This is a genomic window from Bradyrhizobium yuanmingense, assembly GCF_025200905.1.
Classification (GTDB): domain Bacteria; phylum Pseudomonadota; class Alphaproteobacteria; order Rhizobiales; family Xanthobacteraceae; genus Bradyrhizobium; species Bradyrhizobium yuanmingense.
Window position 1 is genome coordinate 6,879,115 of sequence record NZ_CP104173.1, and the last position, 17,636, is coordinate 6,896,750.

Here is a 17,636-nt window from a genome sequence, read left to right on the forward strand (position 1 = left end):
GCCTGCGCTCATGCCTCCCGGTACCAGTCCTGAAGGTTATCGGTCCGATTGGCCCAGCCCGAGAGCGCCGGCCGCAACGTGTTGGAGCAGGCATCCACCAGCAGGCGATGCATCACCGGAATGAACACGGTGTCCTGCCACAACAGGTCGTTGCACTTGATGTAGAGCGCGGCGCGCTTGACTGGATCGGTCTCGGTCTCAGCCGCAGCAATGGCGTCATCATACTCCTTGTTGACGTAGCGCGGGAAGTTCTGCCCCTGCCATTTGTTCTCCTTGGTGGCCACATTGGCGGAGATGTAGCGCCGCATGTGCAGGGCCGGATCGGGCTGCGTCATCGGGATCTGGAACTCCTCGATGTCGGCATAGAACTTCGGATAGGTGTCCGGGTTGGCGACGTCAGACGAGAAGAAGACCGAGGCGACGACCGATTTCAGCTCCACGTCGATGCCGGCCTTCTGACAGGCCTGCTTGACGATGGCCTGGGTCTTCTGGCGCGGACCGTTGGTCGAGGTCTGGTACAGAAGCTTGAATTTCTTGCCGTCCTTCTCGCGGATGCCGTCGGCGCCGACCTTCCAGCCGGCGTCATCGAGCATCTTCGACGCCTTCTCGATGTTGAACTCCCACGAGGTGTTCTTGGAGACGAACTTCTCGGGGCCGTTGAGGTAGTTGGCCGTGGTGCGGCCGGCCCGACCATAGATCGCCTTCTTGACGGAGTCGCGGTCGACGAGCAGGGCGAGCGCCTTGCGCACGTTCGGATCGGAGAAGATCGGGTGCTTGGTCTTCATCGAGGACCGTTCGCCGTCGATCTCAGTGTTCGGATCGGTGAAGTTGATCGCGATGAACTCGATGTCGCCGCCGGTGGCATAAACGGTCTTGCCCTTCCCGCCCTTCTCCAGACGCAGCAGCACGTCGTCTTCGACCTGCATGTTCCAGGCGAAATCGAATTCGCCGGTCTGGATCACCGCGCGCGCCGCCGAGACGGCATCGCCGCCGCCCTTCATCTCGATCGTGTCGAAATGCGGACGGTTGGGCATGTGATAGTCGGGATTGAGCTCGCCGCGGACCACATCGCCCGGCTTGAACTCGACGAACTTGTAGGGACCGGTGCCCACCGGGGCAAGATTGTTCGGCGCCTCGCGGGACTTCGGGCCTTTGTAGTCGGCAAACAGATGCTTGGGGAGAACGCATCCATAAGCGCCGACGAACGCGTTGGCCCAGAACGGCGTCGGGGTCTTGAACAGGATGCGAATCGAAAGATCGCTGACCTTCTCGACCGTGATGTCACCATAGGTGCTGATGCTGACGGCAGCCGTGGCGGGATCGCTGGCGTATTGCCAGGTGAACACGAAGTCGTCGGCAGTCAGCGGCTTGCCATCGTGCCATTTGACTCCCGGCTTGATTTTCCAGACCACCGATTTGGCATCGGCGGCGAGACCGCCGTTTGCAAGCGAGGGAATCTCTGCCGCGAGGATCGGGTTGAGATTGCCGTCGGCGTCCCAGCTGGCGAGCGGTTCGTAGAAAAGCCGCGATCCGTCCTGGTCCTTGGTGCCGGTGGCGAAATGAGGATTGAGCAGCGTCGGCCCCTGCCACCACAGCACCTTGAGAGGGCCGCCGCCCCCGCGCTTGGTCGGCTTGTAGACCGCGGGGCTCTGCGCCATCGCAACGCCGCCAAGCGCGAGGAGCTGGTTGGCGAGGGGAGCGGTGAGACCGACCGCGGCGAGGCGCTTGACGAAGGCGCGGCGGTCCATCCGCCCGTCCTTCACCTGACCGATCATCGAACGCAGCTCTTTGTCCAGCATGGTTGTCCCCCGTCTGGTTCCGACATGGATGCAGGCGGCCGCTCGCGACCGCCTGGTTTAGCTGGCGGTAGATGGCACACCGAATGGGGTGCACGTCAACTGGGACCGTGTGTATGCAAACGGTCTATTGGCTGTCCGTTGGGCAAAATTGCGCTCCGCAGCCCATCCGTTCGGCAATCCAGCATCAAAATCTGCCGGATTGCGCGCTGCACTGCGGAAAATTTGTTCGCTGGATCAGACAAAGTATCGAGGCGAATTCCTACGCCACGGACATGTCGAGCGGCGGCGCGACGTGATCCGGCAATGGACAGACGTAAGGAGTGCGGGCCGTCCGCTTCTGGAGATCCGCCTTGGCAACCTTGATCAGCTCCGGTTCCGTCAACGCCTTGATGCCGAGACCTGCCATCGCCTTGGCGGCCTGCACCATGGCCTTGTGCGCGTGCGGGCTCTTGCCCTGCGCCACCACCTGCCAGGTGTGGAAGGGCGTGCCGATTGCAACCGTCGGTGCGTGCACCTGCACGGTCGGCACCACCCAGCTCACGTCGCCGACATCGGTGGAGCCGACCAGCGGATTGCGCTTGGCATCGAGCGGCACCAGGAAGTCGGCCAGCGGCCGATCGGTCGGCTCCATGCCGATCGCGTAATAGACCGAGGCGATATCCTTGTCGCTCAAGGTCGCACGGATCTGGCCGGCAAAGCTCTTGTCCGCATCGTCGAAATGCGGCGGTCCGAGCTCTTCCATGACCTGATGCAGCGCCTGCTCCAGCGGCGTGTTCGGCAGGATGTTGGAGACCGCGGAGATGATCTTCATCTCGACCTTGGTCTCGGTCATCAACGCCGCGCCTTGCGCGATCTTGGACACACGCTCGACCAACTCGTTCATGCCGGGAAGATCGCGCGCGCGGATCGAATAGCGCACGCGGGCATGGGCCTGCACCACGTTCGGCGCGATGCCGCCGGTGTCGAGCAGGGCATAGTGCACGCGCGCGTCGCTCGGCATGTGCTCGCGCATGTAGTTCACGCCGACATTCATCAATTCCACCGCATCGAGCGCCGAACGGCCAAGATGCGGCGAGGCCGCCGCATGCGAAGTGCGGCCGGTGAAGATGAAATCCGCGCGCGTATTCGCAAGCGAGGGCGTTACCGCCACCTCCCAGAAGCTGTGCGGGTGCCAGGTGATGGCGATGTCGGCGTCCTCGAACGCGCCGGAGCGCACCATGAAGGCCTTGGCCGCGCCGCCTTCCTCCGCCGGACAGCCGTAATAGCGCACGCGGCCGGGCACCTTGTTCTCGGCCAGCCAGTCCTTCACCGCGGTCGCGGCGAGCAGCGCTGCGGAACCGAGCAGGTTGTGACCGCAGCCATGGCCATGGCCGCCGGTCTCGATCGGGCGATGCTCGGCGACACCCGCCTCCTGGCTGAGGCCCGGCAGCGCATCGTACTCGCCCATGAAGGCAATGACCGGACCGCCCTCGCCCCACTCGCCGATCAGCGCAGTCGGGATGCCGGCGACGTTCTCAGTGATGCGGAAGCCCTGATGGCGCAGCTCGGCGAGATGCTCGGCGGCGGACCGCGCCTCGGTGTAGCAGACCTCAGGCATGCCCCAGACCCTGTCGCTGAGGTCGATGAAGCGTGCCTTGATCGTGTCGATGCCACGCCAGATGTCGCTGCGGTTGTCCATGCTTGTCGTCCGTGATCCCTTGGTCAAACGAGGCGGCAATGGTTAGCAGCTTCACTGCACGGCGCCTAGCACTGCGCCGGACAGCAGCCATGCGCCGGATCAGATGACGATGTGTTTCCGGGCCTTTCCAAGATTTCACGCGGCGTTCTCCCGAATAGTTGGGAACGAGGCTTTCAAGACGGCCTGCTCCGGCCTAAATTAGGCGTGCTTCGCGCGTCGCTCCGCCAGCCTGCCGGAGCGATGCTCTCAGCCAGGAGAACTCCATGAGCGCTCTGACCGAATGGAGAGTGCCGCCGGCGAACCAGCCGCGGGCGAGCGACTATGGTTTCGATCTCGACCGCGCGCTCGGCTCCGTCGTCGGCCTGCACGCCATCATCCCTCCGGACGCCTTCAGTGCCGAGACGCTGGGCACCGAACGCGCCGGCAACGGCGTCGTGATCGATGACGGCCTGGTGCTCACGATAGGTTATCTCATCACCGAGGCAGAGTCGGTCTGGCTGCACCGCGCCGACGGACGCGTGGTGGAGGGCCATGCGCTCGGCTTCGATTCCGAGACCGGGTTCGGGCTGGTGCAGGCGCTCGGCCAGCTCGACATTGCGCCGCTGCCGCTCGGCTCGTCGGCGGCGACACGGATCGGCGACCGCGTCGTGGTCGGCGGCGCCGGCGGACGCACGCGTTCGGTCGCGAGCCAGGTCGTGGCCAAGCAGGAATTCGCCGGTTACTGGGAATATCTGCTGGACGAGGCCATCTTCACCGCTCCCGCGCATCCGAACTGGGGCGGTACGGCGCTGCTCAACGAACGCGGCGAGCTGATCGGCATCGGCTCGCTCCAGCTCGATCGCGAACGTGACGGCGAGGCCGAGCACGTCAACATGATCGTGCCGATCGACCTCCTGAAGCCGGTCCTGGAGGACTTGCGCAAGTTCGGCCGTGTCAACAAGCCGGCACGACCCTGGCTCGGACTCTACTCGACCGAGATCGACAACCGCGTGGTGGTGATCGGGATCTCCGCCAATGGCCCGGCCGCCCGCGCCGAGCTCAAGACCGGCGACGTCATTCTCGCCGTGAACGGTGACAGGGTGACGAGCCAGACCGCCTTCTACAAGAAAATGTGGGCGCTCGGCGCCGCCGGCGTCGACGTGCCGCTCACCGTTCATCACGAAGGCGTCACCTTCGACGTCACCGTGACGTCGACCGATCGCTTCAAGCTCCTGAAGGCGCCGAAGCTGCACTGATCCAAAAGGCTTTGAGGAAGCGGGCGATGACCGAGGCCGTGGTGGACGACATCGTGGCCGTGCTGCCGCCGCTGCTCAATGCGCTGGAAGCGCTCGGCTTCTTCCAGCGGCATCTGCATCCACCGGCCTTCGCCTCGGTGATGGATGCGATCGGCACGCCGGACGAGGCGCTGCAGACGGCGCACGCAGCAATCGGGGACTGGCCGGAGCAGTTCGGAGGCTTGCGCGAGCGGCTCGATCGCGCCTGCGGCGAGACGCTCGCTGCCTTTGCCGGCATTCGTGAGGTCGAGCGTGGCCATGGCGATCTCGTCGCGGTGTTCCGCGCGCTGCGCCTTGTCCCGCGCGCGCAGGAGGCGCTCTATCCGCTGGCAGGGCAGTTTCCGCCGGTGAGCAGCTTCTTCCTCAACGCCGCCAATCGCGACAATGCGGATTTGTTGTCGCGGCTCCAAGCCAGCGCGGGCGAAGATACCGGCATCTTCCACGACCACAACGAGCCTGGCAGCCGCGGCGGCTTCTCGGTCTATGTCCCCGAATATTATGCGCCCGAGCGTGCCATGCCGCTGGTGATGGCGCTGCATGGCGGCAGCGGCAACGGACGCGGCTTTCTGTGGAGCTGGCTCCGCGACGCCCGCACTCTCGGGTCGATCCTGGTGGCGCCGACCGCGACCGGCCCGACCTGGGCGCTGATGGGCGACGACACCGACACACCGAACCTCATGCGCATCATCGATACTGTACGCGGCCGCTGGCGCATCGACCCCTCGCGCATGCTGCTGACCGGCATGAGCGACGGCGGCACCTTCTGCTACGTCACCGGCCTCGACGGCGCCTCGCCCTTCACGCATCTCGCCCCGGTTGCGGCGACCTTCCATCCGCTGATGGCGGAGATGGCCGACGCAACGCGCCTGCAAGGCTTGCCGGTCTTCATCACTCACGGCAAGCTCGACTGGATGTTTCCGGTGCAGACCGCACGGCAGACGCAGGCGGCGCTGTCCGCCGCCGGTGCCCAAGTCACCTATCGAGAGATCGACGACCTCAGCCACACCTATCCGCGCGAGATCAATGCGGAGCTGATGGAGTGGCTGAATGGAGAATGAACAACCTCACTTGGATGCGCCGCATAGTCGCGGAACCATCACTCCGGGCCGACGTTATCGCCCGTCACCGGAGGTTCGCCATGCAGACTTTTTTCGGAATGATCCTGGGCGCGTTGCTGCTTGCGGGCGGCGTCTACGTCTATGATTCCATGCAGACGTCGTCAGTCGCCAAAGGCGACATCGCGACCACCAACCGAACGATCGTGAACTGGGACGTCGCCAAGGCCGATTGGGATGCGCTGCGCGATCGCGCGCACAAGGACTGGGTCCGGATCTCGTCGAAGTAATTTCGTCCGATCGACATGAACGAGGCGCCGTCGCAGACCCGCGACGGCGCCTTTGTATTGCGTCCTGAAATATCGCCGGCTCAGTTCATCTTGGCCTTGCGGGCGTCGGCGATGACCTGCTCGAACTCGGTCATGCTGAGCACGCCGGGCACGCGATACTTGCCGACGATGAAGGACGGGGTGCCCTGGAAGCCGAAAGCTTCAGCCTGCTCGTTGTTGCGCTTGAGGATGGCGTCGATGTCCTTGGCGTGGCCGGTGAGATCGCGCTTCAAGCGGTCCATGTCGACCCCGGCAGCCGCGAGCAGCTCGTTGATGCGCGGCTCGGTCAGGCGCGAGCTGACGCCGATCAGGGCGTCATGGGCCTGGTGATACTTGCCCTGGAACTTGGCCGCCAGCGCGCTCCGCGCCGCGGTGACCGAAACCGGCCCGAGGATCGGCCAGTCCTTCATGACCAGCCGCACCTTGCCGTCGTCCTGGACCACCTGGCGCAGCTCGGGCTCGAGCTTGCGGCAATAGGGACAATTGTAGTCGGACCATTCGACGATGGTGATGTTGCCGTCGGGATTGCCTGCGACCGGCGTGTCGGGATCGCGCAGCACCTTGGCTTCGGTCAGCACCTCGTCATCGCCGGTGGCGGCGCGCGCCGAAACGATCCCACCCACGGCGAGAGCGCCCGCTCCGATCAGCGTCAAGGCTGCGCGCCGGCTCGGCCCAAGGCCATTATTCCCAAATCCAGTCATATCGTCCCGTTCCGGTCCCGTCTTGCGGATATACGCCCGCGCCCCGGCCATTGTTACGGGTCATATAGAATGCCGCGGGCGCGATTGCCACGCGAATCGCGCCCGGCTCAACTAAGCCGCCGGCAGCATCGCCATCAGGGTCCCGCTCATCGTGGCGATCGGCGTGATCTTGCCGTCATGCTCGGCGTAGGCCTTTGCCTCGCAGAAGGTCAGCGTGCGGCCGGGCTTGACCACTTCGGCCTTGAAGACGAAACGCTCGCCGCGGGCAGGCGCGAGCAGCGTGGTCTTGAATTCGACGGTGAGGATACCGGCCTCCGCCGGCATCAAGCTGAAGGCCGCAACGCCGCAGGCGTTGTCGAGCCCGGCCGTGATGATGCCGGCATGGATGAAACCATTCTGCTGCGTGAGGGCCGGCGCATGCAGCATCGCCAGCTCGACCTCGCCCGGCGCGAGCCGGACGATCACGATACCGAGCGTGCGCATGGCCGGTTGGGCATCGAACATGGCGATCGCCGCCGCGCGATAGCCCGGGTTTTTCGGCTCGAATGCGGTCATGGCTCACACCTCGGCTGGTTCGGCAAGATGCTTCAAGGCAGCTTCGCGAATGCAATCGGCGAACGGGGCGGACTTGCGGAGCTGACGGTCCATGTGCACGCCGGTGATCTCGCACGTCGCCGCGAGCTCGCCGGTCTCCGCATTCGTCATGTCGTGCCGGAAGCGGATCGACTTGTCCCTGATCTCGAGCAGATGGCTGCGGATCTCGACGATGTCGCCGGCGAGCAGCTCGCGCTTGTAGGCGATGTTCTGCTGCACCGCGGCCATGCCGCGGCCGGAGATGCGCAAATAGCTCGGCGTCAGGCCGAGACGAGCGAACAGATTCCAATTGGCCTCGTCGAACTTGCCGACATACCACATGATGTTCATGTGCCCGACATGGTCGCATTGCCACGGATAGACCGTGCCGCGATAGGTCGCCTCCTGCTCCATCGCATTTCCTCCCGCAATTTCGTCCTTGCTCGTTGATACGGTAGCGTATCAAACCCGTGTCACGTTAGCAATACGGCACCGTATCAAGACCGGGTGAGGCTTTCTTCATGAGCGACGGCAAGGGCGACGTCTGGGTCGAGGCTGGGTTTGCCGAGCTCGCCCGCGCGGGGGTGGAGGGCGTGCGGGTCGAGGTGCTCGCCAAGAATCTCGGCGTCACCAAGGGCGGCTTCTACCGGCGCTTCGCCGACCGCGCCGCACTGCTCGAGGCCATGCTCGAAGCCTGGCGCAAGGGCCGCATCGCCGCGATCGCGCAGCAGACGAGCCTCGACGGACAAGCGCCCCGCGAGCGGCTGAAGGCGGTGATCCAGCTTTATTCCGAGCGGCTCAATCCAGAAGGGATGGCGATCGAGCTCGCGATCCGGCAATGGGCCCGATCGGAGGACAACGCCGCGGCGGCGGTGGCGAGCGTCGACGCGGCGCGGCTCAGGCACGTCGGCGACCTCTATCGCGCAACCGGTCTTGCGGCCGAGGAGGCCGACGCGCAGGCCTTTCTGTTCTACTGCTTCATCTTCGGCCAGAGCCTGTTGTTCGTCGAGAGCGGTCCGCGCAAGCGGTCGCAGCTCGTGGCGAAATCTGCCGAGAAGCTGCTGGACTAAGCATGATCCGGACCCCCAGGGCCGGGTGAGCGCAGGTGTTCTGCCAAGATCATGCGCGAGAATTCAGGCGAATCGGCCGGAGCCTTGCTCCGGCCTTCGCTGCGAAGCTCAGGCGGCGCCCTTCAGCTTCTTGGTGCATTCGCTGTAATAGCCGCCGCCTTTCTGAATCCATTTCAAGCCGCCGTTGCCGTTGGTGGACTTGTTGGCATTGTACTGGTCGACGCAGGTGTGCAGGCGCGCCTTGCCGGGCGTCTCCTTGGCATATTTCGGATCGACCGCGTTTGGGTAGACCGCAGGACCGGCCGGCAGGGCCGGCGCGGCGGCGGGTGCCTCTTCCTTCTTGGCCTGCTTCGGCTCCGCGGGAGCTGTGGGCGCAGCCGCTGTCGGCGCAGCGGCGGGCGTCGCATCGGCACCGCATTGGGCCTTGCGGAAGTCATTCCACTTCATGGTGCCGAGCGAGCCGTCCTTCTTGGCGGCCTGGTACTTCGCGCTGCACTCCTGCGCTGTCAGTGCCTGTGCCGGCGCGCTCGTCAGCAATCCCGCGACACCGGACGCTGCGATCGCATACAACAATTTCGTCTGAATGGTCATCCCTGGGTCTCCTGCTTGATCTTCCCCGACGGAAGTGAATTGAGGATTGCTATCCTAGCGTGCCGGCCGCTTGCGACAAGGATGCGATGGGTTGCGCCGGCAAAATATAGTGATCCTGCCGCTCAACTCATTCATGTCGCGTTCAGCAACGCGAGCCAACGTTCCAGCCCTTCGCAATTCTCGCAAGCAGAGTGCACCACATGACCTTCACGTCCCGCCTCGCCGCCGTTGCTCTCGCCTCCCTGCTCGTCACCGGCACCGCTTTCGCGCAGACCGCCGCGCCGGCCGCCAAGACCGACACTGCCGCCACCGTCGACGACAAGAAGGCAACGAAGGAGCGATCGGCGGAATCGCTGGAATGCTCCAGGCAGGCGGACGCCAAGGGATTGAAGGGGAAGGAGCGCAAGAAATTCCGTCGCGAATGCAAAAAGGAGGCGAAGGCCGGCAGCGCAGTCGCCGCTCCCGCAGCCGACAAGAAATAAGCCCGTCACGATTCCTTCCGAGCCTCCGCGGAAGGCCTCGCGCATTGCGGCATGATGAGCCTGCAATTGTGCGCCTCGCGCTGATTTGCGATAAGGTGGCGTGAAGCACATCACCGCCTCCCTGTCGTTCGAATGGCCGAGCCGTGCCACGATCCTGAGCACGGTGGAGACGCTCGTCATCGGCACCGCCGGCGGCCTTGTGTTTCTGCTCGCCGGCCTTCCCGGCGGGCTGATCTCCGGCTCGATGATCGCGGTCGGGATCGCCGCGATCGCCGGCCGCCAGCTGACCTTGCCGCCGATTTTGACCCAGACCGTGCTGGTGCTGCTCGGCATCTCGCTGGGCTCGGTCGTCTCGCGCCATTTGCTTCAGCAGGTCAGCGCCTACCCCGTCACCATCGGCCTGCTTGCGCTCGCCACGTTCTGCTCCACGTTCGGGTCGAGCTATTACCTCCAGCGCATGCATGGCTGGGACCGCACCTCCGCTTTCCTGGCCGGCAGTCCCGGCGCGCTGTCGCAGATCACGATCCTGGCGGTCGAGCGCGGCGCCGACCTGCCGGGCATTGCGGTGGTGCAGACCATGCGCGTCATGATCCTGACCGCCGCGCTGCCGATGGTGCTGGCGATTGCAGGCGTCACGCCCTCCGCTGCACCGTCGTTGACGACGACCATCGCCTCGCCGCTCGACCTGCTCGAGCTAGCCGCCGCGTCGCTGGCCGCAGCGCTCGTGTTGCGGCTGATCAGGTTTCCCGCGAGCTGGATGTTCGGCGCGATGATCGCCTCCAGCGTGCTGCATGGTGCCGGATGGGTCGAGGGCGGCCTGCCGGACTGGGTGCGTGGCGTTGCGCTGATCGGGATCGGCGCACTGATCGGCAGCCGTTTCGCGCGGATGCGGATCAAGACGCTCGCCGGCCACCTCCGCGCTGCGCTGGGCTCGTTTGCCGTGGCCATCGCCGTCTCCGCCATCTTCGTTGGCATCGTGGCGCTGACCACCCCGGTGAAATTCTCCGACGTCGTCGTCGCCTTCGCGCCGGGCGCGATGGACGCGATGCTGGCGCTGGCCTTGACGCTGCACATCGACCCGATCTTCGTCGGCGCCCACCACCTGTCGCGTTTCGTCTTCGTGACGATCGCAACGCCGGGCATCGTGCACCTGTTCGGGCGCACGCAGGACGACGTGGATGATTGAGCTTTAGCGCTTCGCGGTCCGCACGAATCCCCACGCGGCGATCGCGGCCATCACGAGGGAGATCAGCACGTTGTAGCCGGCGAGCGACAGGCCGAGGAAGCGCCATTGCACCTCGTCGCAGCGCACCACCTTCACGGTGTCGAGCTTCGACAAGAGATCGGCGGCGCTGCCGAGGTTGACGACCGGACCGGAGCAATCGGTCGGCCCCTTCCAGAACCCCCATTCGACCCCGGAATGGTAGGCGCCGAGGCCGGCATTGGCGAGCGTGGCCAGGGTGAGGATCGCCAGCCCAGCCAGCAGCAGCGGCCGCGGCGCGCCGCTTCGCGCCGCCAGCGCCGTCAGCACACCGAGCGGTATCGCAAGGTAATAGGCGTAGCGCTGCTCCAGGCACAATGGGCAGGGCAGGATCTCCAGGACGAGCTGGAAGAACCAGGCGCCCGCAATCGTGGCTGCGCCGATCAGCGTGACCAAGGCCGCGGCGGTCAGCGCGGGGCTCGTGGCGCCCGGCTTGAACGCAGGTATGGCGGCACTCTGGGTGGTCACGGCAGCCTCTTTCGTATCTCTCGCGCGCCCTAAGCCTCTAGCCCCGGCCCATGCGGCTGTCGAGAACGGCCGGGATCACTTTGGCGCGGGTTGACCCCGTCCCGTCCATGGCTATAGTCCGCCGGCTTCGCGACGCCGCCTATGGGGCCGACCGAGGGCCCCTGTGGCGGAACTGGTAGACGCGCTCGACTCAAAATCGAGTTCCGCAAGGAGTGCTGGTTCGATTCCGGCCAGGGGCACCACGCTTCGCCCTTCGGGCTTCGCGTGGCGGGGCTCGAAGGGCGAAGCGTGTCCGGCGAAGCCTCTTGGCGAAGTCGAACTGGTTCAGCAAGCTCGAGCTACGACCCGAGCGTTGCTGCGAGCACATCGGCCAGGCCACGCCCGGCGCTGCCGTCTTCATCCAGGCCCGGATTGTAAATGGTGATCTCCAGGCCGACCGCCTTGCCACTCGCCAAGCCAACCCGGAGCACGGTCGATAGCTCGTCCCACGACAACCCACCCGGCACGCGAAAATCGACAGCCGGCATGATGGCATCGTCGAGACAATCGGCGTCGAGATGGATGAAGAAGCCGTCCAGCTCGGCTCGCATCAGGTAATCGACGGCTTCGCGTGCAGCGGCCTCGATGCCCCGCGCCCGCACAGCAGGAAGATCAAGCACCTTGAGCTCTTCGGGAAGCGGCTGGCTTCCATATTCCGCCTGATCCTGGTGATCGCGATATCCAAACGCCACAATGTCTTCAGGGCGGACCAGAGGACCGTGACCTTCGATGTCGGCCAGGAGGGACGGGCCGTAGCCGGAAACGAAGGCAAGGTCCATCGAGGCGCCCTCACCATTGGGCTCCGCCTCGGGCTGGAAAAAATCGGCGTGGCCGTCGATGAACAACAGGCCGTAGCGGCCGCGCCGTCGAAGCGCGAGCATCGAGCCCAGCAAGATCGTGCAATCGCCGCCCAGCACCAGCGGAAACTCGCCCGCGACAAGCACCGCTTCCACCGCGTCGGCGAGCTGGGGCGACCACGCCGCTATTGCGCCGGCGTTCAAGATGCCGGTCTCGGGATCCGGCACCGGATCTTTCGAAGGCACCACCAGCCGCCCGGCGCGGCGTGCGCCGATGCGCTCCGCAAGTCGAAGCTTCAGCAGCTGTTCGGGCAAGCGCTCCACGCCGTCGGTCGCAAGGCCGAGCGTCGAAGGCGCTTCGATAATTGCATAGGGCATGGTCGGCATGGCGCCTTCCCGCTCGCGACTATTGTGCCGAGTAGGTCACGGCCTCGATCTTGTGACCGTCTGGATCGCGGACAAACGCCCCATAATAGTTGAGGTCGTAACTCGGCCGCAGCCCGGGAGCGCCAGCGTCGCTGCCACCATGCTCTAATGCTGCTGCGTAGAAGCGATCGACCATCGCGCGGTTCTCGACGGCAAAGGCGATATGACTGCCGTTACCCACGGTCGCGGGTTTTCCATCGATCGGAACTTGAACGCTGAAGTGAAACGTCCCGCTTCCGTAGCCCAGTCCACCCTCGTCCTCGGCCATCGGCGTGATCCCGACGACCGGCAAGACCGCATCGTAGAAGCGCTTCGCACGCTGAACATCATTCGTACCGACGGAGACATGATGGATCACAACGACCTCCCGTTCCGGTGTTGCTTCGTAACGGTGAGCTTCCGGTCGTTGTTCCGCAGAGCCGCCTGCGGTTCTACCCACCACGAAGCAGATGCCGGGAACCCCGCCCCCGAAGTTGCTTTATCTACAAAGGAAGCAAGACATGGACACACGCGTCAGACATTGCAGGGTCCGGATCGGATCCGTGGATACCTTCTACCGAGAAGCCGGTCCTGAACGCGCGCCCGTCGTTCTGCTACCGCACGGCTATCCCTGTTCATCCTACGAATTCCGCAATCTGATGCCGCGACTGGCCGATAAATGGCGGCTGATTGCTCCCGACTATCCCGGGTTCGGCTATAGCGGGACACCTGATGACTTCGATTACAGCTTCGACGGCTATGCCGCGTGGCTCGACCAGTTCGTGAAGCAGCTGAAGATCGAACGCTTCGTGATCTACCTTCATGATTTCGGCTCACCGATCGGAGCCAGGCTGGCGATCATGCGGCCTGAAAGGGTGGTGGCCCAGATCATTCAAAACGGCGACATACCTTACGAAGATGCGCTTGGCCCGGCATACGCCGACATCGAGAAGTTCTGGTCACTGCCCGATCAGGAGATGCGTGCGGCGATGAGGGAAGCTATCACTGAAGAGAATTTCCGCGACGAGTTCCTGAATGACGTGCGTGCGGATCTGGCTGGGCTCATCGCGCCGGACCTTTGGCGATTGCACTGGTCGCTGATGACCGAGCGGCGGAAAGACGCCGCCGCAGACGTTCTGTTTGGCCTCAAGGCGAACCGCCAATGGTTTCCCGAGCACCGCCGATATCTTCAGCAGCACAAGCCGCCAACATTGATCCTGTGGGGGCCGCAGGACCATTACATGCCTGAGGAGTCAGGGCGGGCCTATCTCCGCGACCTGCCGGATGCCGAACTGCATTTCCTGGATGGCGGCCATTGGCTGCTCGAAACCAACCTCGATGAGGTTGTCGCGCTGACGCGATCATTTCTCGAACGGATCGAACCTTAACGGGCAACGACAGCGCTTTTGTCGCCAACCGGCACCGGCGCGGGCGGCAAGCTTCCCCGATCGTCCCGGGACGTTCGACTTCCCCCAGATATTCCCTATATCGTGCGGCAACGATCTTGACGCAGCGGACCGCTTCGATGGCCAGGAGACGCACGACGGACACGGACGACCTTCCCCGCTATTTCGTCTGGGTCCGGGGGCTCGAAGGGCCCGAGCCGCAGAAATGGACGGCGATGGATTTCGGCGTCGGCGATTGGAAGCGGCCGCTCGTGCTGGCCTATTTGGAGCTACCGGAAGACGAACGGCCGCTGTCGCTATCGGTCCTGGCGCGGCGATATCCGCCGCCGCGGGTTGATCTTTCGTAAGCTGGATTGGCGGCGGCACTCCGTCGCGCGGCAACGTTGGGTCGGCACATGGCAGTCCCGTGACTTTCCCGCCCCCATGATTATGGGTGTCACCGTCTTCGGGCTGCGGTTAGACTTGCCTCGCGCCGCGGGGGACACGCGGATCGCGGGACCATGATCATGACCGAACAAGGCGAGACGGGTGAAGCCATCACCATCCTCCTCGTCGAGGACGATGCGCCGACCTGCTGGCGGCTGCAGGATGCGCTGGCCAAGGCCGGTTACGAGGTCCGCAGCGCCGGTACGCTTGCGGAGGCGCGGCAGGCCCTCGCCGCCGGGGCGCCGCGCGTGCTGCTGACCGACCTCCGACTGCCCGACGGCCACGGCGTCGAGCTGATCCGCGAGATGCGGCAGCGCTTCCCCGACACCGAAATCATGGTGATTTCCGCGCTCGGCGACGAGGAAAGCGTGATCTCCGCGATCACGGTCGGCGCCACCGGCTACCTGCTCAAGGACGCCTTCCCCACCGACATCGCCACCACGGTGCGCGATCTGGTCGCGGGACATTCGCCGATCTCGGCCTCGATCGCCCGCTTCATCGTGCGCAGGACGCAAGGTGCCGCGCAGAATTCGGCGGAGCCGCCGCCCGGCCCCGCGCTCAATACGGCAAGGCTCACCCCGCGCGAGATCGATATTCTGTGGGGCATCGCCAAAGGCTTCAGCTATGCCGAGATCGCGAGCCATCTCGGCCTGTCCAAACAGACCGTCCCCGGCCATATCAAGAACATCTATCGCAAGCTCGAGGTGCATACGCGCAGCGAGGCGGTGTTCGAGGCGGTGCAGCAGGGCCTGATCAAGCTGTGAGCGAGATCGCGGCCAAAGCACCTACGAAGGCACCGACACGCCCGCGGCGCCGGCTAATCGCCTCGCGCCTCGTGCCCTATCTGCTGCTTCAGGCGCTGATCGTGATCGTCACGATCCTGGGGATTCGGTTGCTGCAGCCGAGCGATCCCGACGACTACGCGGTGGACGATTTCTCGGCGCGGGAGGACGGTCTGACGCGCCCGGTGACGCTGCCCCATTTCACCTCGTCGCGCTATTCGCTGGCCGACCCGCCGATCTACGCCGGCACCTTCACGTTCCGGAGCGGCGATGCGGCCTCGGGCTGGTCGGTGTTCCTGCCGCGCTTCAGCAACGCGGTGGAGGTCGCCGTCAACGGCGTCGTCGTGCTCGACTCCCGACGCGACACCAACGCCAACCGGCCCGACCGCAACACGCCGCAGATCGCCGCCATCCCCGCGTCGCTGCTGCGCGAGGGCGGAAACGAGATCACGGTGCGGCTGTTCGTATGGGGCCCGCTCAAGGGCTTCCTCGACACCGTCTATGTCGGGCCGGATGCCGCCTTGCGCCCGGCCTATGAGACACGCACGCTGCTGTTCGTCACCCTGCCGGTGGTGTTTTCCGCCTGGCAGGCGATCCTGGCCGTCATCCTCGCGATCATGTGGCTGATGCGGCGTCACGAGCCGGTCTATGGCGTACTGGCGACGGCGATGGTGCTCGGCGTGGTGCAGGCATTCGCGCCGCCGCCGGTGCCGCCGGCTACGGTATCGCACCTGGCCGCGGTGCTGCTGGCCTCCGCACCGATTGAGAGCGCGCTGATCGTCGTGTTCGGCGTGCTGTTCTTCGGCTGGCGCTGGCCGCGCTACGGCACGCTGCTGTTCGTGCCCGGCGTCCTCGTGTTCGTGGTCGGGCTGATCGGGGGCCCGCCGCTACCGCGCATCCTGTTCCTGGTGCTCGGCATTCCCACCGTCGGGCTCTGCCTGTTTCTGATGGCTTGCGTCACTGCAACCGCGGTGGTGCGACGGCAAGACGCGGCGAGCTTCACGATCGGCTGCGCGGTGACCATCGTGCTGGTCTGCTGGGTCCAGGACATGCTCACGGTGCTCGACATCGTGAGCAACGATCGCATCTTCGTCTCGCGCCTGTCCTATTCGGCGATGCTGGTCGCGATCGGCGCCGGGCTGACCTGGCGCTTCGCCCGCGCCTTGAACCAGGTCGACAGCTTTGCCGGCCAGTTGGTGACGCGGGTGCGGGAGGCCGAGGAGCGGCTGAAGGCGAGCTTTGCCCGCGAGGAGGAGCGCGCCCGCGCGGCGGCGCTCGCCAACGAGCGCACGCGCCTGATGCGAGACCTGCACGACGGCCTCGGCGGCCAGCTGGTGAGCATCGTCGCGCTGTCCGAACGCGGCAGCACGGGCGCGAGCATCACGGACGCCGCCCGCGCGGCGCTGAAGGATCTCCGTCTCGTGATCGATTCCATGGACGACATTGGCGGCGACCTGATGCTGGCGCTCGGCTCCTGGCGCGAGCGCGCCACGGCCCAATTGCGCCCGCACGACATCACGCTCGACTGGCGCGTGGCGACGCCGCAGGGCCTGCCGCTGCATCCCGAGCTCAGGCCATGGCACGTCGTCCAGATCGTGCGCATCCTCGACGAAGCCGTGACCAATGCGGTCAAGCACGCGCAGGCCCGCCGCATCGCGGTGACCATCGACACGTTCGACGCGGGCCAGGGGCCGTATGGCGTGATCAGCGTGACTGACGACGGAGGCGGCTTTGCGCTGGCCGGCAATGGCGAGGCCGCGGGGGCCGGCCAGACCGCGCGCGGCCTGCGCAACATGAAAAGCCGCGCCGCGCGCTGCGGCGCGGTGCTCGACCTGACGTCTGATTCCTCCGGCACGCGCGTGCGGCTGAAATTGCCGCAACGTTTTCCCGACAGCGACATGGCCGCGGGCTGAAAGGGCCCCCTCCCCGAACGTGTGGGGCGCACGGAGAGAGGGGACGGGCCGGGTAAAATTGCCTGCGGAGGACGGGGGGGTCGTCCGCAGGCCCCTTGGCCCGAAGCGATGCATCAATTCAATGAAGCGGAAATATCAGCGCACGCCGACGCGATTGACCGGGCCGCCGCGATTCATCGGCGTGCCGGCACGCACACCGACACCGGGCGCGCCGACACCGGGGGTCGCGACGGCAGCCCGCGCGACCGGCGCTCCCACCACCACGGCGCCAGTCGGCCGCACCACGCAGCCCTTGGGCACGCCAACGGTCTTGCAATAGACCACGGCCTGCGCCGGGCTCGTGCCCAGCGACACCGTCGCCGCGCCCGCCAGCGCCATGACCGTCAGCCCTGCGCCCAGCGCTCCAGCTCTCTTCGACATCTTGCTCTCCTGGTTCCGTTCGGCGTCCCGACGCAATCACCGGGTCTCGCAGCCGAGGTGCAGCCTGAATGACAAAAGTCGGCGCGCGGATACATGCCATGAAGATGGGGGTACCGCGGGCGGGAGGACTGGCCGCTGCCATGAACATGGCATGGACCGGCGCCCGG

Annotated in this window: 20 protein-coding genes and 1 tRNA gene; 11 read left to right on the plus strand and 10 right to left on the minus strand. The window is 65.5% G+C overall.

Annotated features, from left to right (window positions below; translation table 11 throughout):
* Positions 1 to 8 precede the first annotated feature (8 nt).
* On the minus strand, positions 9 to 1,799 hold the full coding sequence (locus tag N2605_RS31890) for a peptide ABC transporter substrate-binding protein (protein ID WP_225113027.1): 1,791 nt from the start codon (positions 1,797 to 1,799) through the stop codon (positions 9 to 11).
* 259 nt (positions 1,800 to 2,058) lie between these two features.
* Positions 2,059 to 3,477 carry a M20 family metallopeptidase gene (locus tag N2605_RS31895; protein ID WP_035996763.1) on the minus strand — a complete coding sequence of 473 codons (1,419 nt, stop codon included), beginning with the start codon at positions 3,475 to 3,477 and terminating at the stop codon, positions 2,059 to 2,061.
* A gap of 263 nt (positions 3,478 to 3,740) precedes the next feature.
* Here N2605_RS31895 and N2605_RS31900 point away from each other — a divergent pair, with 263 nt between their 5' ends.
* The 3 genes from N2605_RS31900 (at position 3,741) to N2605_RS31910 (ending at position 6,096) form a co-directional block, all read left to right on the plus strand.
* Positions 3,741 to 4,712: a S1C family serine protease gene (locus tag N2605_RS31900; RefSeq protein ID WP_225113025.1), complete on the plus strand. Its 972-nt coding sequence runs from the start codon at positions 3,741 to 3,743 to the stop codon at positions 4,710 to 4,712.
* A 26-nt stretch (positions 4,713 to 4,738) separates the two neighbouring features.
* Positions 4,739 to 5,809 (plus strand): carboxylesterase family protein, encoded by a 1,071-nt coding sequence (locus tag N2605_RS31905; RefSeq protein WP_260344879.1) that lies wholly within the window; start codon positions 4,739 to 4,741, stop codon positions 5,807 to 5,809.
* 80 nt (positions 5,810 to 5,889) lie between these two features.
* Complete coding sequence (locus N2605_RS31910; RefSeq protein ID WP_035996755.1) at positions 5,890 to 6,096, plus strand: hypothetical protein; 207 nt, start codon at positions 5,890 to 5,892, stop codon at positions 6,094 to 6,096.
* A gap of 80 nt (positions 6,097 to 6,176) precedes the next feature.
* On the opposite strand, the gene N2605_RS31915 is transcribed toward N2605_RS31910, so the two are convergent.
* The 3 genes from N2605_RS31915 to N2605_RS31925 all read right to left on the minus strand — a co-directional run bounded on the left by N2605_RS31915 (position 6,177) and on the right by N2605_RS31925 (position 7,823).
* Positions 6,177 to 6,836 carry a DsbA family protein gene (locus N2605_RS31915; RefSeq protein WP_035996797.1) on the minus strand — a complete coding sequence of 220 codons (660 nt, stop codon included), beginning with the start codon at positions 6,834 to 6,836 and terminating at the stop codon, positions 6,177 to 6,179.
* 111 nt (positions 6,837 to 6,947) lie between these two features.
* Positions 6,948 to 7,391, minus strand: a complete 444-nt coding sequence (locus tag N2605_RS31920) for a PaaI family thioesterase (RefSeq protein ID WP_225113022.1) — start codon at positions 7,389 to 7,391, stop codon at positions 6,948 to 6,950.
* Positions 7,392 to 7,394: 3 nt separating this feature from the next.
* Positions 7,395 to 7,823: an acyl-CoA thioesterase gene (locus N2605_RS31925; RefSeq protein ID WP_035996751.1), complete on the minus strand. Its 429-nt coding sequence runs from the start codon at positions 7,821 to 7,823 to the stop codon at positions 7,395 to 7,397.
* A 107-nt stretch (positions 7,824 to 7,930) separates the two neighbouring features.
* On the opposite strand from N2605_RS31925, the gene N2605_RS31930 reads away from it, so the two are divergent.
* Complete coding sequence (locus tag N2605_RS31930; RefSeq protein ID WP_035996748.1) at positions 7,931 to 8,479, plus strand: TetR/AcrR family transcriptional regulator; 549 nt, start codon at positions 7,931 to 7,933, stop codon at positions 8,477 to 8,479.
* 108 nt (positions 8,480 to 8,587) lie between these two features.
* Here N2605_RS31930 and N2605_RS31935 read toward each other — a convergent pair whose 3' ends face one another.
* Entirely contained in the window at positions 8,588 to 9,070 is a 483-nt protein-coding gene (locus N2605_RS31935; RefSeq protein WP_225142873.1) for a hypothetical protein, read from the minus strand.
* Between the two features lie 200 nt (positions 9,071 to 9,270).
* On the opposite strand from N2605_RS31935, the gene N2605_RS31940 reads away from it, so the two are divergent.
* Together N2605_RS31940 and N2605_RS31945 are read left to right on the plus strand one after the other, a co-directional pair.
* Positions 9,271 to 9,552 (plus strand): PsiF family protein, encoded by a 282-nt coding sequence (locus N2605_RS31940; RefSeq protein ID WP_036020676.1) that lies wholly within the window; start codon positions 9,271 to 9,273, stop codon positions 9,550 to 9,552.
* A gap of 100 nt (positions 9,553 to 9,652) precedes the next feature.
* A complete protein-coding gene (locus tag N2605_RS31945) occupies positions 9,653 to 10,738 on the plus strand; it encodes an AbrB family transcriptional regulator (protein WP_036020673.1) in 1,086 nt (361 codons plus the stop codon).
* 3 nt (positions 10,739 to 10,741) lie between these two features.
* Here N2605_RS31945 and N2605_RS31950 read toward each other — a convergent pair whose 3' ends face one another.
* Positions 10,742 to 11,281 carry a disulfide bond formation protein B gene (locus tag N2605_RS31950; RefSeq protein WP_109142230.1) on the minus strand — a complete coding sequence of 180 codons (540 nt, stop codon included), beginning with the start codon at positions 11,279 to 11,281 and terminating at the stop codon, positions 10,742 to 10,744.
* A gap of 157 nt (positions 11,282 to 11,438) precedes the next feature.
* Here N2605_RS31950 and N2605_RS31955 point away from each other — a divergent pair.
* Positions 11,439 to 11,523, plus strand: a tRNA-Leu gene (locus N2605_RS31955).
* A gap of 96 nt (positions 11,524 to 11,619) precedes the next feature.
* Here N2605_RS31955 and N2605_RS31960 read toward each other — a convergent pair.
* Both N2605_RS31960 and N2605_RS31965 read right to left on the minus strand, forming a co-directional pair.
* Positions 11,620 to 12,504 carry an arginase family protein gene (locus N2605_RS31960; protein WP_036020669.1) on the minus strand — a complete coding sequence of 295 codons (885 nt, stop codon included), beginning with the start codon at positions 12,502 to 12,504 and terminating at the stop codon, positions 11,620 to 11,622.
* A gap of 19 nt (positions 12,505 to 12,523) precedes the next feature.
* On the minus strand, positions 12,524 to 12,901 hold the full coding sequence (locus N2605_RS31965; RefSeq protein ID WP_035996730.1) for a VOC family protein: 378 nt from the start codon (positions 12,899 to 12,901) through the stop codon (positions 12,524 to 12,526).
* A gap of 142 nt (positions 12,902 to 13,043) precedes the next feature.
* Between N2605_RS31965 and N2605_RS31970 the strand changes: the two genes are divergently transcribed.
* The 4 genes from N2605_RS31970 to N2605_RS31985 all read left to right on the plus strand — a co-directional run bounded on the left by N2605_RS31970 (position 13,044) and on the right by N2605_RS31985 (position 17,049).
* The gene (locus tag N2605_RS31970; protein ID WP_036020665.1) at positions 13,044 to 13,910 is read left to right on the plus strand and encodes an alpha/beta fold hydrolase; all 867 of its coding nucleotides are present in this window, start codon (positions 13,044 to 13,046) and stop codon (positions 13,908 to 13,910) included.
* A gap of 137 nt (positions 13,911 to 14,047) precedes the next feature.
* Positions 14,048 to 14,275, plus strand: coding sequence for a hypothetical protein (locus N2605_RS31975; protein ID WP_036020661.1), 228 nt, complete (start codon positions 14,048 to 14,050; stop codon positions 14,273 to 14,275).
* A 159-nt stretch (positions 14,276 to 14,434) separates the two neighbouring features.
* Positions 14,435 to 15,118: a response regulator transcription factor gene (locus N2605_RS31980; RefSeq protein WP_036020692.1), complete on the plus strand. Its 684-nt coding sequence runs from the start codon at positions 14,435 to 14,437 to the stop codon at positions 15,116 to 15,118.
* Positions 15,115 to 17,049, plus strand: a complete 1,935-nt coding sequence (locus tag N2605_RS31985; RefSeq protein ID WP_036020659.1) for a sensor histidine kinase — start codon at positions 15,115 to 15,117, stop codon at positions 17,047 to 17,049. The genes N2605_RS31980 and N2605_RS31985 overlap by 4 nt, the downstream gene beginning before the upstream one ends.
* 135 nt (positions 17,050 to 17,184) lie before the next feature.
* On the opposite strand, the gene N2605_RS31990 is transcribed toward N2605_RS31985, so the two are convergent.
* Positions 17,185 to 17,469 (minus strand): hypothetical protein, encoded by a 285-nt coding sequence (locus tag N2605_RS31990; protein ID WP_036020657.1) that lies wholly within the window; start codon positions 17,467 to 17,469, stop codon positions 17,185 to 17,187.
* Positions 17,470 to 17,636: the final 167 nt, after the last annotated feature.

Coding starts and splice junctions, on each gene's coding strand:
- N2605_RS31915 (WP_035996797.1), bottom strand. CDS start 6,836: ATGACTGGATTTGGGAATAATGGCCTTGGGCCGAGCCGGCGCGCAGCC.
- N2605_RS31940 (WP_036020676.1), top strand. CDS start 9,271: ATGACCTTCACGTCCCGCCTCGCCGCCGTTGCTCTCGCCTCCCTGCTC.
- N2605_RS31970 (WP_036020665.1), top strand. CDS start 13,044: ATGGACACACGCGTCAGACATTGCAGGGTCCGGATCGGATCCGTGGAT.
- N2605_RS31900 (WP_225113025.1), top strand. CDS start 3,741: ATGAGCGCTCTGACCGAATGGAGAGTGCCGCCGGCGAACCAGCCGCGG.
- N2605_RS31905 (WP_260344879.1), top strand. CDS start 4,739: ATGACCGAGGCCGTGGTGGACGACATCGTGGCCGTGCTGCCGCCGCTG.
- N2605_RS31910 (WP_035996755.1), top strand. CDS start 5,890: ATGCAGACTTTTTTCGGAATGATCCTGGGCGCGTTGCTGCTTGCGGGC.
- N2605_RS31930 (WP_035996748.1), top strand. CDS start 7,931: ATGAGCGACGGCAAGGGCGACGTCTGGGTCGAGGCTGGGTTTGCCGAG.
- N2605_RS31920 (WP_225113022.1), bottom strand. CDS start 7,391: ATGACCGCATTCGAGCCGAAAAACCCGGGCTATCGCGCGGCGGCGATC.
- N2605_RS31935 (WP_225142873.1), bottom strand. CDS start 9,070: ATGACCATTCAGACGAAATTGTTGTATGCGATCGCAGCGTCCGGTGTC.
- N2605_RS31980 (WP_036020692.1), top strand. CDS start 14,435: ATGACCGAACAAGGCGAGACGGGTGAAGCCATCACCATCCTCCTCGTC.
- N2605_RS31890 (WP_225113027.1), bottom strand. CDS start 1,799: ATGCTGGACAAAGAGCTGCGTTCGATGATCGGTCAGGTGAAGGACGGG.
- N2605_RS31990 (WP_036020657.1), bottom strand. CDS start 17,469: ATGTCGAAGAGAGCTGGAGCGCTGGGCGCAGGGCTGACGGTCATGGCG.
- N2605_RS31895 (WP_035996763.1), bottom strand. CDS start 3,477: ATGGACAACCGCAGCGACATCTGGCGTGGCATCGACACGATCAAGGCA.
- N2605_RS31975 (WP_036020661.1), top strand. CDS start 14,048: ATGGCCAGGAGACGCACGACGGACACGGACGACCTTCCCCGCTATTTC.
- N2605_RS31960 (WP_036020669.1), bottom strand. CDS start 12,504: ATGCCGACCATGCCCTATGCAATTATCGAAGCGCCTTCGACGCTCGGC.
- N2605_RS31925 (WP_035996751.1), bottom strand. CDS start 7,823: ATGGAGCAGGAGGCGACCTATCGCGGCACGGTCTATCCGTGGCAATGC.